This window comes from Pseudomonas sp. GW-45 (assembly GCF_056896675.1).
The window spans coordinates 2,275,360-2,290,897 of sequence record NZ_CM167674.1; the positions used below are offsets into that span (position 1 = coordinate 2,275,360).

General features: G+C 54.7%; 13 protein-coding genes. 10 read left to right on the forward strand and 3 right to left on the reverse strand.

Annotated elements, in window-relative coordinates:
* Nucleotides 1–736: 736 nt before the first annotated feature.
* Nucleotides 737–2,143, reverse strand: coding sequence for an MBL fold metallo-hydrolase RNA specificity domain-containing protein (locus AC1XYH_RS10300; RefSeq protein ID WP_483323109.1), 1,407 nt, complete (start codon nucleotides 2,141–2,143; stop codon nucleotides 737–739).
* Nucleotides 2,144–2,447: 304 nt separating this feature from the next.
* Between AC1XYH_RS10300 and AC1XYH_RS10305 the strand changes: the two genes are divergently transcribed.
* The 10 genes from AC1XYH_RS10305 (at nucleotide 2,448) to cysQ (ending at nucleotide 12,567) form a co-directional block, all read left to right on the forward strand.
* Nucleotides 2,448–2,888, forward strand: a complete 441-nt coding sequence (locus AC1XYH_RS10305) for a low molecular weight protein-tyrosine-phosphatase (protein WP_483323110.1) — start codon at nucleotides 2,448–2,450, stop codon at nucleotides 2,886–2,888.
* Between the two features lie 29 nt (nucleotides 2,889–2,917).
* On the forward strand, nucleotides 2,918–5,143 hold the full coding sequence (locus AC1XYH_RS10310) for a polysaccharide biosynthesis tyrosine autokinase (protein ID WP_483323111.1): 2,226 nt from the start codon (nucleotides 2,918–2,920) through the stop codon (nucleotides 5,141–5,143).
* Nucleotides 5,144–5,229: 86 nt separating this feature from the next.
* Entirely contained in the window at nucleotides 5,230–5,526 is a 297-nt protein-coding gene (locus AC1XYH_RS10315) for a hypothetical protein (RefSeq protein WP_483323112.1), read from the forward strand.
* A gap of 106 nt (nucleotides 5,527–5,632) precedes the next feature.
* The gene (locus AC1XYH_RS10320; protein WP_483323113.1) at nucleotides 5,633–6,748 is read left to right on the forward strand and encodes a polysaccharide biosynthesis/export family protein; all 1,116 of its coding nucleotides are present in this window, start codon (nucleotides 5,633–5,635) and stop codon (nucleotides 6,746–6,748) included.
* Between the two features lie 9 nt (nucleotides 6,749–6,757).
* The gene (locus AC1XYH_RS10325; RefSeq protein WP_483323114.1) at nucleotides 6,758–7,417 is read left to right on the forward strand and encodes a YjbF family lipoprotein; all 660 of its coding nucleotides are present in this window, start codon (nucleotides 6,758–6,760) and stop codon (nucleotides 7,415–7,417) included.
* Complete coding sequence (locus AC1XYH_RS10330) at nucleotides 7,414–8,196, forward strand: capsule biosynthesis GfcC family protein (RefSeq protein WP_483323115.1); 783 nt, start codon at nucleotides 7,414–7,416, stop codon at nucleotides 8,194–8,196. Before AC1XYH_RS10325 ends, AC1XYH_RS10330 begins: the two co-directional genes overlap by 4 nt.
* Before the next feature lie 100 nt (nucleotides 8,197–8,296).
* Complete coding sequence (locus AC1XYH_RS10335) at nucleotides 8,297–10,375, forward strand: YjbH domain-containing protein (protein WP_483326352.1); 2,079 nt, start codon at nucleotides 8,297–8,299, stop codon at nucleotides 10,373–10,375.
* Nucleotides 10,376–10,377: 2 nt separating this feature from the next.
* Complete coding sequence (locus AC1XYH_RS10340; protein WP_483323116.1) at nucleotides 10,378–10,764, forward strand: VanZ family protein; 387 nt, start codon at nucleotides 10,378–10,380, stop codon at nucleotides 10,762–10,764.
* Nucleotides 10,765–11,025: 261 nt separating this feature from the next.
* The gene (locus tag AC1XYH_RS10345) at nucleotides 11,026–11,655 is read left to right on the forward strand and encodes a transposase (RefSeq protein WP_483323117.1); all 630 of its coding nucleotides are present in this window, start codon (nucleotides 11,026–11,028) and stop codon (nucleotides 11,653–11,655) included.
* A 129-nt stretch (nucleotides 11,656–11,784) separates the two neighbouring features.
* On the forward strand, nucleotides 11,785–12,567 hold the full coding sequence (gene cysQ / locus AC1XYH_RS10350; protein WP_483323118.1) for a 3'(2'),5'-bisphosphate nucleotidase CysQ: 783 nt from the start codon (nucleotides 11,785–11,787) through the stop codon (nucleotides 12,565–12,567).
* Nucleotides 12,568–12,879: 312 nt separating this feature from the next.
* On the opposite strand, the gene grxD is transcribed toward cysQ, so the two are convergent.
* Both grxD and AC1XYH_RS10360 read right to left on the reverse strand, forming a co-directional pair.
* Complete coding sequence (grxD, locus tag AC1XYH_RS10355; protein ID WP_483323119.1) at nucleotides 12,880–13,200, reverse strand: Grx4 family monothiol glutaredoxin; 321 nt, start codon at nucleotides 13,198–13,200, stop codon at nucleotides 12,880–12,882.
* A gap of 71 nt (nucleotides 13,201–13,271) precedes the next feature.
* Complete coding sequence (locus AC1XYH_RS10360; protein ID WP_483323120.1) at nucleotides 13,272–15,362, reverse strand: molybdopterin-dependent oxidoreductase; 2,091 nt, start codon at nucleotides 15,360–15,362, stop codon at nucleotides 13,272–13,274.
* Between the last annotated feature and the right edge of the window lie 176 nt (nucleotides 15,363–15,538).

The window sequence follows — 15,538 nt, forward strand, 5'->3', positions numbered from 1 at the left end:
CCCACTTATGTGGGATGGTTAGGGGCGTGCCGTTGCGGGGCTTGGGTCGCGGTCGGAAAACTTTGCTTTCCGGGAATTGGCTCTGCTATATGCCGGGTCTGCCGATTTTGTAGGGTTTAGCTCATTACCGTTTTCGCCTTTAGGCGAGCCAAGGAGGCATGCTTGCCCATGCCCCCTTGGCGATTCCCCAGGGCACCCAGCTGCGCAGCCCTTTGGGTTCGCTGCGTTGCTCAAGCTGCCGGGGACGTGCCTGGCCGGCCGCTCACAAACTCGGCGCTTCGCACCTCAGACACCGCGCACATCTTTTTCCCGGCAACTCTGCGCTACTCGCCCGCTCAGATGGGATGGTTTGGGGCGTGCCGTTGCGGTGGGCTTGTGGTTACGGTCTAGAACATCAAGTGATGGCATTGTGGGCCGGGGGTTGGTTTGGCTATTGGGTTCTGCTGAACCTTTGCTGGCCGGGATGGAACCCGGCCTTCCATAACTCTGCAGTGCACCGCTCCATCTGGGAGCCCAGCGTTGGTGCGAAGCAGGTGTGACTGGGAAGGTCGGGTTCCATCTCGACCAGCGTACTAACCGGCGACAAAGCGCTAACTCCGTAGTGCAGACCACCAGGACAGGGGCTGCTGAGCTAGCTGGCCGGGATGGAACCCGGCCCTCCAGAGAACAGTTGGGATTCATTATTGGGATGGCATTGCTGTGCCAATGAGCTGTGGCTTGTGTTGGCTGGCGGGCTTTAGGTTGGGATGGTTACTTGTAGCTCTTTAGATTTTTCCTGTGCTGCTTGTCGTAGTTTGCTGGCTAGGGTGGCTTTGGCGCCTTCGTCGCCGTGGACTAGGCGTACTTCTTTGGGCCAGTGGTGCATGCCGGTGATGAAGCTGACTAAGCCTTTTTGGTCGGCGTGGGCGGAGTAGCCGCCTAGCGTGTGTACGCCTGCCTTGATGGTGTAGCGTGCGCCGTCCAGGTCTACGTAGCCGTTTTGCGGGCCGTGCTGCTGGATGGCGTGGCCTGGTGTGCCGCGGGCTTGATAGCCGACGAAGACGATATTGTGCCGAGCATCCCCTAGCATGGCTTTGAGGTAATTGACGACTCTGCCTGCGGTACACATACCACTGCCGGTAATGACGATGGCTGGCTGACGGGTTTGGGTGAGGCGGTTAACCATGCTCTGGTGCTGGGCATGGGTGTTTACCGTCAATAGTTGCTTGAAAGCCAGTGGCTGGCGACCAGTCACTACTCGCTTAAGGGCTTCTGCATCCCACCAAGGTTTAAGTTCGCGGTAGAGCTTGGTGAAGCGTGTGGCTAATGGTGCGTCCAGTATCACCGGAATTTTCTGCCAGCCTTGAGAGTCGTCGATTATGCTTTCCAGCTCGTAGAGTAGCTCTTGGGTGCGGCCGATACTGAACGCGGGAATAATCACACTACCTCCGTCAGCTAACGCGCGCTCCAGTACCTGCTTTAGGCGAGCTCGCCGATTAAGACGGCTCTCGTGCAAGCGGTCACCGTAGGTGCTTTCGAGCACCACCACGTCAGCGGCGTAAGGTGGGCGTGGCGCTGGCAGCATGGGTGCATGAGGCGCACCCAGGTCTCCGGAGAATACAATGCGCCGTGTTCTGTTTTGCAGCGGGTAACGCACATCGCACTCGATATAAGCCGACCCCAGGATGTGGCCGGCGCGTTGAAAGCGAATACGGCAGATCAGATCTGGGCGCTCAAGCAAGGTCACCCATTTTTTATAAAGATGGCCTTGCAACCTGCTCGCCACTTTTTGCACAAAACGGTTTGCTAGATTAGCGTCACGCTTGATACCCACCTTAAAGGCATCTTCCAGCACCGCGGGCATGAGAGCGGCTGAAGGCTCGGTGCAATGAATGGCCTGCTGAAAACCTGCGGCTATCAGCCAAGGTAGGCGGCCGATATGGTCTACATGCACATGCGTAACAACCAGTGCGCGCACCGACTGCAAAGCAAATTCGACCGCTAACCTATCCTGCCCTGCGCCTGCGCTAGACGTCTCGGCGCCTTGAAACAGGCCGCAATCAATTAGCAGGCTGTCGCTATCAGTCAACCACAACTGGTGACATGACCCAGTTACTCCACTAACAGCACCGTGGTGCTGAATCCTTGGATATTCTTCACACATAAACAAGCTCCTTTTGTGCAGCGAAGCTTATGTATCTCACTCAGATAATTCGGCGAACCAGCCCACAATTCCTACTTAAACGCTATACCCGCCCCCAGGATTACAGAAAGACTCTTTCGCAAATCGAGTATTTACGGGCTATATAGGGTTGCAGCAGTTGACAACCTCAATCACAATCGCCGCAGCAACTGACTTATCGAGCCACTGGGTTTTGCGGATGGCTTGACCCAACATAAGGCAGAAACTAAAGTTGCCGCCCTATTTACTTGAATCAGCTGCTTAGTTTTGGATGGCTCAATACCGAATGATCAAATCGATTATTGTTGTCTGTGTTGGCAATATCTGCCGTAGCCCGACCGCGGAAGCCTTGCTGCAAGCCAAGCTGGCGGACAGCCAGATTCAGGTGTGTTCGGCAGGCCTTGGTGCCTTGGTAGACAAGCCCGTAAACACCACTGCTTCGGAGGTAATGGCTGCTGCAGGTTATTCACTGCCTAACCACAAAGCCCGACAACTGACGCCCGCCATGCTGCGTGACGCGGATTTAGTGCTGGCGATGGAAAACGGCCATATACAGTCTATTCACGCGATGGCACCGCACGCGCGCGGCAAGACTATGCTGTTGGGTAAATGGCTAGACAATAAAGAGGTGCCTGATCCTTACCGCCAGCAGTTACCGGCATTTGAACATGTATTCCGGATAATGGAACAAGCAACCAATGCATGGTTGCCCTATCTTAAACACTGACTTTTATTTGTAATGGAAAACACCCCGTAATGCAGACTACTTCCGCGCCTTCCGCCAACGAAACGAGCGACGAAATCGATCTATTGGCCCTGCTGGGCGCACTGATTGATCACAAGCTGACTATCATTGCCTGCACCCTTGCATTCGCGGTCTGTGGTATCGCTTACGCCGTGCTCTCTACCCCTATCTACCAGGCCAACGCCGTTATTCAGATAGAAGAAAAGTCGCAGGGCATCGGTAGCTTATTAGGTGATGCGTCTGGTGGTGAGATGTTTTCCAGTGCCAGCGCGGCGACTACCGAAATAGAACTGCTTAAATCCCGCAAGGTGATTGGCCAAGCTGTTGATAACCTAAAGCTGGACATCGTAGCAGAGCCCAAATTGATGTCGGTGATTGGCTCTTTTTTCTACCGCCGCTTTAGCCCTACATCAGATGAGCCATTGGCTAACTCTTTTCTTGGCTTTGATAGTTATGCCTGGGGCGGTGAGCAGCTGAAGATATTTCAGCTTGAAGTGCCGCGCGCTTACGAGGGTGAAGAGCTTGTTTTGCGTGCTGAAGAAAATAACGGCTATACATTGCTGAATGAAGACGGCGAAACCCTAGTGAGTGGCACAGTAGGCCAGCCGCTGGACGAGCAAGGCTTTCGCATTCAACTTGAACAGTTATCAGCTCACCCTGGTACTGAGTTCCTGGTAACTAAGCGCAATGATCTTAGTACTATTCTTGACTATCAACGCCGCGTAGGCGCCAGTGAAAAAGGTAAAGATTCGGGGATAATCTCGATGAGCCTGGCAAGCCCCCACCCCGCAAAAGCTACCGCCACACTGGATGAAATCAGCCGACTTTATGTACGCCAGAATGTAGAGCGTAAATCTGCTGAGGCTCAGCAGAGCCTGGATTTTTTGAAAGAACAACTACCCGAAGTACGCCGCCAGCTTGAAGCCGCAGAAAATGCGTTAAACGAATACCAGGCCAGCGCCGGATCCGTGGATATAACGCTTGAGACGCAAGCGGTACTGGATCAGGTAGTAGAGCTGGAAACCGCCATCTCAGAGCTAGCCCTCAAACGCTCCGAAATGGAACGCCGCTTCACCCGCCAACACCCCAACTATCAAGCCCTGATGGAGCAAAAGCGTCAGCTCGAAACACGCAGAGACGACCTGCTCAAACGCGTGGGCGGCCTACCGGAAACACAGCAAGAGCTGCTGCGTTTCGCGCGCGATGTAAAAGTTAGCACTGAAATCTACACTGCCATGCTGAATAAGTCTCAGGAGCTGGACATCGTTCGCGCTGGCACCGTTGGTAACGTGCGCATTATTGACGACGCCGTGGTTGACACCTCGCAGCCCGTTAAGCCAAAGAAAGCGCTGATCGTGGTGCTCGCCACATTGCTGGGCGGAATGCTGGGTGTAGCCATTGCGTTGCTGCGCCACGCTCTGAACCGCGGTATCGAAAACCCTGAATTGATTGAACAAATGGGCCTCCCGGTTTACGCCGCAGTGCCGTTCAGCAAGGACCAACAGGTGCTTGAACGCGGCAGCAAATCTAAATTGAACATCCAGGGTTCGCACTTGCTAGCGGCGACCAATCCTGCAGACCTCTCGATCGAAGCGCTACGCAGCCTGCGAACCAGCCTGCATTTCGCGATGATGGAAGCCAAGAATAATATTCTGATGATCTCCGGCCCTAGCCCTAGCGTGGGTAAGTCCTTCATCTCCGCCAACCTGGCTGCTATCGTTGCGCAAACCGGACAAAAAGTTGTATTGCTTGATGGCGATATGCGTAAAGGTTATGTACACAAACTGCTAAACCGCGAACCAGAGCCCGGCCTTTCCAATATGCTGGTGAGCACCCATGCATTAGCGGACATAGTTCACAAAACTGAAGTGGAAAACTTGCACTTTATATCCCGCGGACAGATCCCTCCCAATCCGTCGGAGTTACTGATGCATGCTAACTTCGAAACATTGCTGAATAAATTGAGCAGCATGTACGATCTGGTAATTGTGGATACACCACCTATACTGGCGGTGACCGATGCCGCATTGGTAGGGCGTTTGGCGGGCACCAGCCTGATTGTTACCCGCTTCGGCTTAAACCCGGTAAGAGAAATTGAGCAGACGTTGCAACGTTTCCGTAACAATGGTGTTGATATAAAGGGCGCTATCTTCAACGCCGTTGAGAAAAAGGCATCTGCCTACGGCTACGGAAATTACGGCTATTATCAGTACGAGTATAAATCTGACAGCAAGTAAAGTACGCTGATCAAAGATAAGGGCTTTCAATACCGAGCCCGACGCGTATAATCGAATATGAATTTCAATTCGCAAGGAGACGAGTTATGAAAAAACACACATTTGCAATGGTGGCCAGCGGCCTGCTGCTCGCCTCCAGCGTGAGCTTCGCACAAGCGCCAACCGATCCAGGTCCATCTGGCGTTGATGCCACTGGCAATCCTGCTGCAGCAACCCCGCCCGTTGGCAGCCCTCCTGTAGAAGGCGCAATCGGTGGAGTTGGCGGAGCTGGAATCGCTCTGGGTGTTGCTGTAGTCGGCCTCGCCGCAGTCGCAGCCAGCGATAGCAGCGACGGTTCAGATGACGGCGCTACTGGCACCACTGGTACTACCGGCACCAATTAATATTGGGCAGGTAGCACCCTGAAGCCACCTGAAACCCTGTTTCGGGTGGCTTTTTTATTATCCGAAGTAAGCTCCCGATCACGATAAAAGATAAGAATCCGCCACCATGAACCGTCTTTCTCTAGCTGCGCTCAGCACTTCAGCACTTCTACTGCAAGCCTGTATGTTTTCTCCCGGCATGCATATGGATACAGACCGCTTGATAGCCGAAGATTCGGTAGAAGAAAGCTTGGTTGAAATGGTGCAGATCACACCCAAGGTGCTAGCCCAAGAGAAGGCCGTCGCGCCGGACCGCGAAGTGCCAGCGGCGTTACTCGGCTATACGCCTGAAAATTATCGTATCGGACCTAATGACGCCCTGTTTATCACTGTTTGGGATCATCCTGAGCTGACCATTCCCGGCGGGCAACAACAGCCCTCTTCCGCCAACGCACGAGTCGTACGCGACGATGGCACTCTTTTCTATCCCTTCATTGGCAGTGTGCAGGTTGGTGGGCTTACCCAGGAAGAGCTACGCAAGATCATCAGCGACCGCTTAGCTCGCTATATTGAGCAGCCCCAGGTTGACGTCAACATTATTGAATACAACAGCCAGAAGATAACGCTAAGCGGTGCATTCATGCAGCCCGGCTTCCAGGCAATCAATTCGCAACCGCTCACCTTGTTACAAGCAATCGGGCAAGCGGGCATCGACCCTGACCGCGCAGACCTGTCCAGCCTGAACCTGATACGCGAAGGCGAGGTTTATACTCTTGACTATGACTACCTGACCAGTAACCCCAGCGCGGTTGGTAACGTCTATCTCAAACCCGGTGACAAACTACACTTAGCATTGAATGACTCCCGCAAGATTTTTGTGATGGGTGAGGTCGAACGTCCCTCAGCGCTGCCTTACAGCACCAGCCGCATGACCTTGAGCGAAGTTTTGGGCACCGTGGGCGGCCCCTCACCTATTTCTGCCAGCGGCCGCGAAGTTTATGTGATCCGTGGCGTGGAAAACCTGGAAACGCAGAAAGCGACTATTTTCCAGTTAAATGCTCAATCACCTTCTGCCTTTATTCTCGCGAACCAGTTTGAGATGCAACCGCAGGATGTGGTCTTTGTTGGCGCCGCAGGTATCACCCGCTGGAACCGCTTTGTCAGCCAACTATTCCCCAGTGCTAGCCTGTTGGGCACCGGTGTTCGTATAGGTAGCGATTACAACGACATCGGCAACGACTAAGGCGACCCTGTGAATTTGTTTACTCGCGGGGGCCTATTGGCCTTGGCTGCGGCTTGCTTGCCTGCATGCAACTCCATGACCGCCACTTCGATTGAATCGCTCAACCTTGCCATTAGTGGCAAGGCCAACGTCATCTCCGTGGATTACATTCGTTCGGTCAAGGCAGACAGCCTATATATCCAGGCTGGTGCCTCGGAAGGCCTGTTTGTAGCGCCGGAGCACAGCGGCGAGCGGGTAAACTGGTACGGCTTGACCGAAGAGGTGCAAACCGACCACGGGCGCGTTACTCAGTTGCTCGGCGTTGAAAATGATGCACTCATTCCGCTTATCCCGCAGGATCCTTTTATCACCGGTTTGATGCAGGTTGCGGACGGAGCTCAAGTGCTGCGCTACGCAGACTATCCTCTTGCGTATCAGACGGGGCTTGAGCAATACGCGACTTACCGTCGTGGGCCTGTAGAAAAGATAGACATTCTCGGTTCAGTTCAGCCCCATCAGCGCATAGATGAAACCATCTGGATGCCGCAGCTGGATTACAAAGCCATCAACTATTATTGGCTCGATATGCAAACAGGCCAGGTACGCCGCAGCATTCAGCATATTTCGCCTACGCTGCCTGTAATGGACATAACCCTGACGCGACTGCCAAGCATGGGAGAGACCCCGTGAAGCGCGCTTGGATCACACCGTTCATCACCGGCTGCTGCTTTACGATGCTCTCTGCATTTAGCCATGCAGCTCAAACCGTCAATGTTAGCGGTGCCGTTCAACGCCCTGGAGACCTTGCCTGGCAACCCGGGGCGCGCTTACTGAATGCGAGCATCGGTGCGGCGGTTGCCGACGACGCCTGGTATCAAGGTGCTGCATTACTGCGCAAAAGCGCCATGCGCGATCAGCGTAAGCTCAAGCGCGGCATACTCTTTGATTTACAGTCCGCTATTGTTAACGCACGTGCCGTTGCCAGCCCTGAAACAATGGCGCTGCTGGCCAGCTGGCAGCAGCGTGTACAAGATATGCCGGTGACGGGTCGCGTATTTGCTGAATTGAACCCTCTTAAGCAATACCTCACCGAGTTCAATCCACTACTTGAGCCTGATGACCAGATTATTTATCCGCGGCGGCCCAGCAATGTGCGCGTGATGGGTGCCGTGCAACAGGATTGCGTGCTCGATTTTGTGCCCGCGCGTGACCCAGCCGATTACGTGGCAGAGTGCGCTTTGCATGACGCGGCCAACCGGGAATATCTCTACCTGGTTCAGCCGGATGGCAAGGTACAATCCATAGGCATCGCCTATTGGAATGCCGAAGATGCCTGGATAGCGGTTGGCGCAGTACTCTACGTGCCGTTCGAGCCCGCTTTTTTTGGCCCCAGCAGCGGCGAGTTCAATAAAGAAATGGCCACCTGGCTAGCGACTCAGTATCAGCTGACAGGCGGTTATAGTGAGTAAATGTTATTTGCGATTTTTCGCTGCACTTTTTTCCAACGCTGGCTTCATACGCTTTCGCTTTGTAGGCCCTTTAGCTGCCGGCCCGCTAATTGCACTCCCATTGCTGCTAACTGCGGCGACGGCTAGCTGGGCTGATGACAATAACCGTTATCGCACCACTCAACACGATTTTGGTGGCGTGGGACTGTTACAAACCCCTACCGCGCGCATGGCGCCCGAAGGCGCGCTGAGCTTCAACGCTAACCGCACCAGCCCCTACAGCCGCTACAGTATCTCTGCTCAGCCGCTACCTTGGCTGGAAGGTACCCTGCGTTATATCGCCATCACCAACCGCGATTACACAGCTGACCCTGACGGCGACCAGAGCCTGAAGGACAAGGCCATCGATGCCAAGTTTCGCCTCTGGCAGGAGAGTTACTGGGCGCCCGAACTGGCGCTGGGCTTCCGCGACGTGGGTGGTACTGGTCTGTTTTCCAGCGAATTTTTTGTTGCCAACAAACGCGTACACAACTTCGACTTTAGTTTGGGGCTTGCCTGGGGTTACATCGGCAATCGCGGCGACATAAGCAACCCGTTTTCATTAATCAGCGACAGCTTTGACGAGCGCACCCGCAATGACGCAACCGGCGGTACGTTCAATACCAGCAGCTACTTCAGTGGCCGCCCCGGTTTCTTTGGTGGCGTTGAATATCAAACTCCGTGGGACAAGTTACGCATTAAAGCTGAGTTGGAAGGTAACGACTATCAATCTGAGCCGCAAAACAATAACCAGGATCAGGACTACCCCATCAACTTTGGCGCGCTTTACAGCGTCACCGATGGCATCGACATCACCGCGGCGTGGGAGCGTGGCAACACCGCGATGTTCGGCATCACCTTCCATACCAATTTGAAAACTGGCAGTATGCCTAAGAAGGTACTTGACCCTGCGCCAGAGGCACGCAAACCCCTGCCAGCAGGCGTTACGGGCGCGGCGGTAGACTGGGAAAACGTCAGCCAACGCCTGCAAAGCAATGCTGGCATCAAGGTGCAGGAGATATCCTTACACGGTGACGAAGTTATCGTTACGGGCGAACAAGGTACATTCCGCGATCGCGCCAAGGGCTTGGGCCGTGCCGGCAGAGTGCTCGACAATAGCCTCGGCGAAGGCGCTTACGATTGGTACACCCTGGTTTATCGCTCGCGTGGAATGCCTATCAGCCAGACCAGCATCAATGCCGAAAAACTGCGGGAATACGAGCGCAACGAAATTGATCGGCAGACGCTGCGACGCTCTACTGCTAACGCCGTACCGTCCATATTGGATGACGAGGTCGTTTATACGGCGCCGCTGGATCGCACCGATTTTGGTACATCGCTCGGCTACAACCAGAACGTGGGCGGGCCTGATGCCTTCCTGTTGTACCAGTTTCTGCTGCGTTTTGACGGCGCTTACTACTTTGACCGCAATAAGTGGGTGCACGGTAGCCTGGGTGTGAACCTACTTAACAACTACGATCAGTTTGAATACGACGGCCCCAGTAACTTGCCGCGCGTGCGAACTGACCTTCGGCAGTACATGACCACCTCTGACGTGCAACTGGGGCATTTGCAATACACCCAGACCGAACAGCTTGATCGCGATCTTTATGCTATGGGTTATATTGGCTTATTCGAGTCTATGTACGGCGGCGTGGGTGGTGAAGTGCTTTACCGCCCCTATGATGCCAATTGGGCCTTGGGTGTGGATGCCAACTGGGTGAAGCAGCGCGGTTATGAGCAACATTTCAGCTTTCGCGACTACTCCATCCTCACCGGCCATGTTACCGGTTACTTGAAAACCGGATTCCATAACATTCTTGCCAAGGCCAGCGTTGGTCGTTATTTGGCCGGCGATTACGGTGGCACCCTGGATCTCTCTCGTCGCTTTAACAACGGTGTTTCGATTGGCGGATGGGCGACCATAACCAACGTATCGAAGGAAGAGTTCGGCGAGGGTAGCTTCGACAAGGGCGTGTATGTGAGCTTCCCGTTCGACGCCTTCTTCGCACGCTCGACCACTTCCAGCGGTACCGTGGCCTGGAACCCGCTGACCCGGGACGGTGGCGCGCGCCTGGCCCGCTATTATCAACTTTACGACCTGACAGCAGATCGCGATCTCGACCGCTTTGATGACGGGTTCGGCAGCATAACGGAATAATCATGCAGTCCACCCTGTTGCGTCTCTGGACGCGGTATCGCACCGTCTTCAAGGTAGCCTTTTTTATGCTGCTGGCATTGGGCTTATATCTTGGCATGCGCCCAACGCCAACCCCTGCTGCTTACAACTGGCAGGCGTCGCTCTATCACGCAGGCGGTTTGTTCTCGCTGACAGTCCTAAGCTACCTGGCGTTTCCGCGCTGGCGTTGGTGGTTTCGTGCGCTGTTCATGTTCAGCATTGGGGTAGCCGTCGAGTACGTGCAGTCATTCCACCCTACCCGTACTGCTGAGTGGGCCGATATCTATGCCAACTCCAGCGGTATAGCTATAGGGTTGCTGCTGGCCAGCATTTATATTTTCTTCGCACGTAGGCAAGCGCGCCGCTCTTGACCGCTGACTCCGCTGGTTGCTTTATGGAGGGCCGGGTTCCATCCCGGCCAGCGGAGTCGGCGGAAACACGTTTGGCTGACATGCCGCACGTCTTCTAGCAGACGCAATTCCATCTCGGCCTAGATCGCCAACCGCGAACCAGCACACATCCTTGAAATCATATTGCCATCAAAGCTGCAAACTGCGGGCCGCGTCTCATCTATAGCCACTTTATGACTGGTAAGTTCTGGACACCACCTAAAACGACAAGGATGACGTTGAATGAGCCGATCTACTTACAGCATCAACAACCGGCACTTTGAAGTCTGGCGCGGCTGGTATTACCACACCCCCAAACCCCAACCGGAAATCCCCTACGACATCCAGCTGGTAACGCTGCGCCTGGTTGACGCCCTGCCCGCCTCCGAACTGCAACAAATGGAAGTGGATGCTCGCATGGTACAACCTGCCAAGCATGTGCACTTCAAGCGCCAGCGCACTCAAGAGATACTGAATGCCGGCCATGGCAGTTGTTCGTTACAGCACCCGGAGGTAGCGCGCGCCGTGTTAGATGTATTGGAAGACCAGCACGCCAAGCGTTATAAGCTGATTGCTTGGTGCATCATGCCCAACCAACTACATGTACTGATCGAGCCATGCTTCCCGCTCGCGCGGATTGTTCAGGATTGGAAAGCCATCACCACACGTTGGGCATTGCAGCACAACACCCGGTTGGGACTAAAGTTGAAGAGCAAAGGCTTGTGGATGAAGCGTTATCAAGATCGATTTATTCGCGACAAAAAGCACCTCACCGAGGTCATTCGTGACCTGCATGAAAGCCCTGTAGTTGCCGGCTTGTGTGAGACTCCCGAAGAATGGCACTGGTCCAGCGCACACAACAAACGGCACTAAACTCCTTGTCTTCTTCTAACAGTTGCAGCTACCCCGCTTGTTCGTTGCCACGGCTTGTATGACACTATCTGCTATTAATACCCAGCTTCGAGACTACGGGCTGTGGCGAGACTTTCGGGGAGATAACACATGCGGGCAAGCGACCAGGCCGCCTTACTAGAGGCCATCATCAAGATCGCGCGGGACGCAGGCGATCTGATTCTCGAGGTGTACAAAAGCGACTTTGAGGTACGCGGCAAAGACGATGCTTCGCCCGTCACCGCAGCAGACGAGCAAGCAGAGGCGCTGATTCTCAAAGGCCTGAGATCGCTAAGCCTGCAGTTCCCGATCATTGCCGAAGAAGCTCATGCGGCCGGTGATATACCCCAAGTTGATGACTGTTTCTGGCTAGTTGATCCGCTGGATGGCACCAGAGAGTTCGTCAACCGCAATGGTGAGTTCACCGTCAATATTGCGTTGATAGAAGATGGCAAGCCCTTGCTGGGGGTGGTATTGGCACCCGTACTTAATCAACTGTATGCCGGCTCGCGCGACAACGGCGCATTTATGGAAGGCGGCGACGCTGCGCGCCGTGACATTCACGTGCGTAAGCCATCAGCGGCCGGTTTGGACGTACTGGCTAGCCGATCACACGGCGATGCAGCTGCGCTGACCCAGCTTTTGGAGGGTCGCAAAATCAACTCCACGATTGGCGCTGGCTCCTCGCTAAAGCTGTGCCTGATTGCCGCTGGACAGGCTGATCTCTACCCACGTATGGGCCGCACAATGGAATGGGATATTGCCGCAGGTGATGCTGTGTTACGGGCAGCGGGTGGATTGGTGCAAGTGCTTGATGGCACGCCTTTGGGGTATGGCAAGCCCGGGTTTGAGAACCCGCATTTTGTTGCTTGCGGGGCAGAGGCGTTTTTCTGATTGCCAGTGGTTTGTTAAAGCGACGCTGCGGTTTAATGGAGGGCCGGGTTCCATCCCGGCCAGCGGTGCCGACAAGTACACCGCTGTTGTTGTGTAGCTCGTGGCAAGAGCGATGTGAACTGCGGGCGCGCTGGTCGAGATGGAACTCGACCTTCCAAAATCCCCACCCAGCGTTGGGAACAATGCCAGCGCTCAATACTCACAGCACGCTGCCCGGTAAGAGCCTAGGATGGGATGGGGTTTCTCTCGCTAGTGCTCTAAATAAAAAAACCGCATCAAGATGCGGTTTTTTAATGCTGGTACTAGATCGGTTTAAGCAGCAGGCTGAACTGCTTTCACCATACCGGCTAACTCACCAGACTCATGCAGCTCGGCGATAATGTCGCTGCCACCAACCAGTTCACCACCGACCCACAATTGTGGGAAGGTTGGCCAGTTGGCGTAGCCCGGCAGGTTACTGCGAATGTCTGGGTTTTGCAGAATGTCGACATAAGCAAACTTCTCGCCACAGGCCATCAGCGCCTGTACTGCGCGAGCAGAAAAGCCGCACTGTGGGGCATTTGGTGCGCCTTTCATGTAGATCAGTACCGGGTTGCTGGCGATCTGTTCTTTGATGGTATCGATGACATCCATGGTAACTCCTCGTAACTGGGTAAGGCGTTCGAACACTTTGCTGGGCACACATTCTACAGCAATGTGCCGCGTTATGCTGCCACCACCTCAACACTCACACCGTTGACGGCGGCATTGCCGGTGACCGGATCAAAGAAGCGCTCATCGGTCAGGTCGTTGGCGCTGACGCCCGCGTTACGCTCCGCGGTCTCCATCTGAGTGCCCCCACGGTTATGACCCCAGCCATGCGGTAGGCTGACGACGCCCTTTACCACTTCATCGGTTGCACTCACCTTTACCTGCACCGCGCCAACGCGCGAGCGCACGGTCACCCACTGGCCATCCTGTAAGCCACGCTCGACAAGATCCTGCGGGTGCATCAGCAGTTGGTCTCTGGGCTTACCTTTCACCAGGCGCTGATAGTTGTGCATCCAGGAGTTGTTGCTGCGCACGTGACGCCGGCCAATCAGCCGCAGTTCGCCCTCTTTTGGCTGCAAGGTATCCAGTTCATCAAACACCCGCTTTAGATCTTCTAGCATCAATGGTTGTGCCAACTCGATGCGCTTGCTGGCGGTTTGCAAGCGGCGCAACAGGTTAGGCTGCAACGGACCCAAATCAATGCCATGCGGATGCTTCTGTAGTTCAGCCAAGTTCAGCCGATCGCCGTGGGGGCCGCTCTTCAATGCTATATCAACCATTTGTGCCGGTGGCATAGTCTCCCGCGCGGTAGTGCCCATCACTTGCGCAAACGCCTGACCCAGGCCGACGAAGATTTCCCAGTCATGCAATGCGCCTGCGGGTTTAGGCAATACCGGCTCGTTGTAACGGGTGACGTTGCGCACGGCGAAGTTGTTAAAGGTAATGTCGTAGTGATCGTGCTCAAGCGATGAGGTAGGCGGCAAAATCACATCGGCATGCCGGGTGGTTTCATTGATATAAAGATCCACGCTGACCATAAACTCCAGGCCTTCCAGCGCCTGATCCAGCCGACGACCGTTGGGGGTAGACAGCACCGGATTGCCCGCCGAGGTAAACAGCGCTTTGATTTGTCCGTCACCCGGCGTGAGTATCTCTTCGGCCAATACCGCTGACGGCAGCTCGCCGTTAAATTCCGGCAGCCCGGAGACGCGGCTCTGCCAGGCATTGAAGTGACCTCCCTTGCTTTTACTGACATCAAACGCGGGCTCGGGAAATAGCGAACCACCTGGCACATCTAAGTTGCCGGTCACTATATTGATAACCTGAATCAACCACTGACACAGCGTACCGTAGCGTTGCACTGAAACGCCCATGCGGCCATAACAGACAGCATGCTCAGCGGCGGCAAAATCGCGCGCCAGTTGCTTGATCTGCTCGGCGGGCACAGCGCAATAGGCAGCCATTTTTTCGGCCGTGAATTCGCTAACGGCAGCTGCGACCGCCTCGACCCCATCGGTGGCATCCAGTGCCGGACTGGCTTTGGTCAGCTGCTCGGTGAACAGCGTGTTGAGCAACCCCAGCAATAGCGCAACGTCTGTCCCGGGCTGAATAAATAGGTGCTCACTGGCCACCTCGGCTGTTTCGCTACGTCTAGGGTCCACCACCACCAGTTTTCCGCCACGTGCTTTCAGGGCTTTGATACGTTTACCCACGTCGGGCACTGTCATGATGCTGCCGTTGGACGCGATGGGATTAGCGCCCAGCATCAAAAAGTAGTCGGTATGGTCGATGTCGGGAATCGGGATCATCAGCATGTGGCCGTACAGCCAGAGCGAGACCAAGTGATGCGGCAGTTGGTCGACTGAGGTGGCCGAGTAACGCTGCTTGGTGTGCAATTGACCCAGAAAGTAATTGCCGTGGGTCATGGAGCCATAGTTGTGCACATTGGGATTACCCATATACACACCGACCGCATTGTTGCCATGCTCGCGCTGTATCTCGGCGAAGCGATTAGCGACCAGTTCAAAGGCCTCATCCCAGCCAATAGGCTGCCAATGCTCGCCTACTCGTTTTACCGGCTGACGCAAACGCTGCGGATCATCCTGGATGTCTTGCAGGGCGATGGCCTTGGGGCAGATGTGCCCACGGCTGAAGCTGTCTTCTGGATCACCCTTAATAGACAGAATGCGCTCGCCTTCGGTTTCTATCGCCAGGCCACAGATGGCCTCGCACAAATGACAAGCACGAAAATGGGTAACGGACATCGATTTCACCAGGCAGGTTTTATTATATTGGATTAACTCTAAGCCCCGGCTGACGGGGCCGCAAGCGGCAAAATAGAAGCCTATTCATTGATTGAATCAGTCTCTGTACTGGCGACTACCCTGCACACATTTGCCTTTGCCCGGAATTTCCCTATAAGATCGCTGCTTCTCTTTTT

Coding starts and splice junctions, on each gene's coding strand:
- AC1XYH_RS10300 (WP_483323109.1), bottom strand. CDS start 2,143: ATGTGTGAAGAATATCCAAGGATTCAGCACCACGGTGCTGTTAGTGGA.
- AC1XYH_RS10305 (WP_483323110.1), top strand. CDS start 2,448: ATGATCAAATCGATTATTGTTGTCTGTGTTGGCAATATCTGCCGTAGC.
- AC1XYH_RS10310 (WP_483323111.1), top strand. CDS start 2,918: ATGCAGACTACTTCCGCGCCTTCCGCCAACGAAACGAGCGACGAAATC.
- AC1XYH_RS10315 (WP_483323112.1), top strand. CDS start 5,230: ATGAAAAAACACACATTTGCAATGGTGGCCAGCGGCCTGCTGCTCGCC.
- AC1XYH_RS10320 (WP_483323113.1), top strand. CDS start 5,633: ATGAACCGTCTTTCTCTAGCTGCGCTCAGCACTTCAGCACTTCTACTG.
- AC1XYH_RS10340 (WP_483323116.1), top strand. CDS start 10,378: ATGCAGTCCACCCTGTTGCGTCTCTGGACGCGGTATCGCACCGTCTTC.
- AC1XYH_RS10345 (WP_483323117.1), top strand. CDS start 11,026: ATGAGCCGATCTACTTACAGCATCAACAACCGGCACTTTGAAGTCTGG.
- cysQ (WP_483323118.1), top strand. CDS start 11,785: ATGCGGGCAAGCGACCAGGCCGCCTTACTAGAGGCCATCATCAAGATC.
- grxD (WP_483323119.1), bottom strand. CDS start 13,200: ATGGATGTCATCGATACCATCAAAGAACAGATCGCCAGCAACCCGGTA.
- AC1XYH_RS10360 (WP_483323120.1), bottom strand. CDS start 15,362: ATGTCCGTTACCCATTTTCGTGCTTGTCATTTGTGCGAGGCCATCTGT.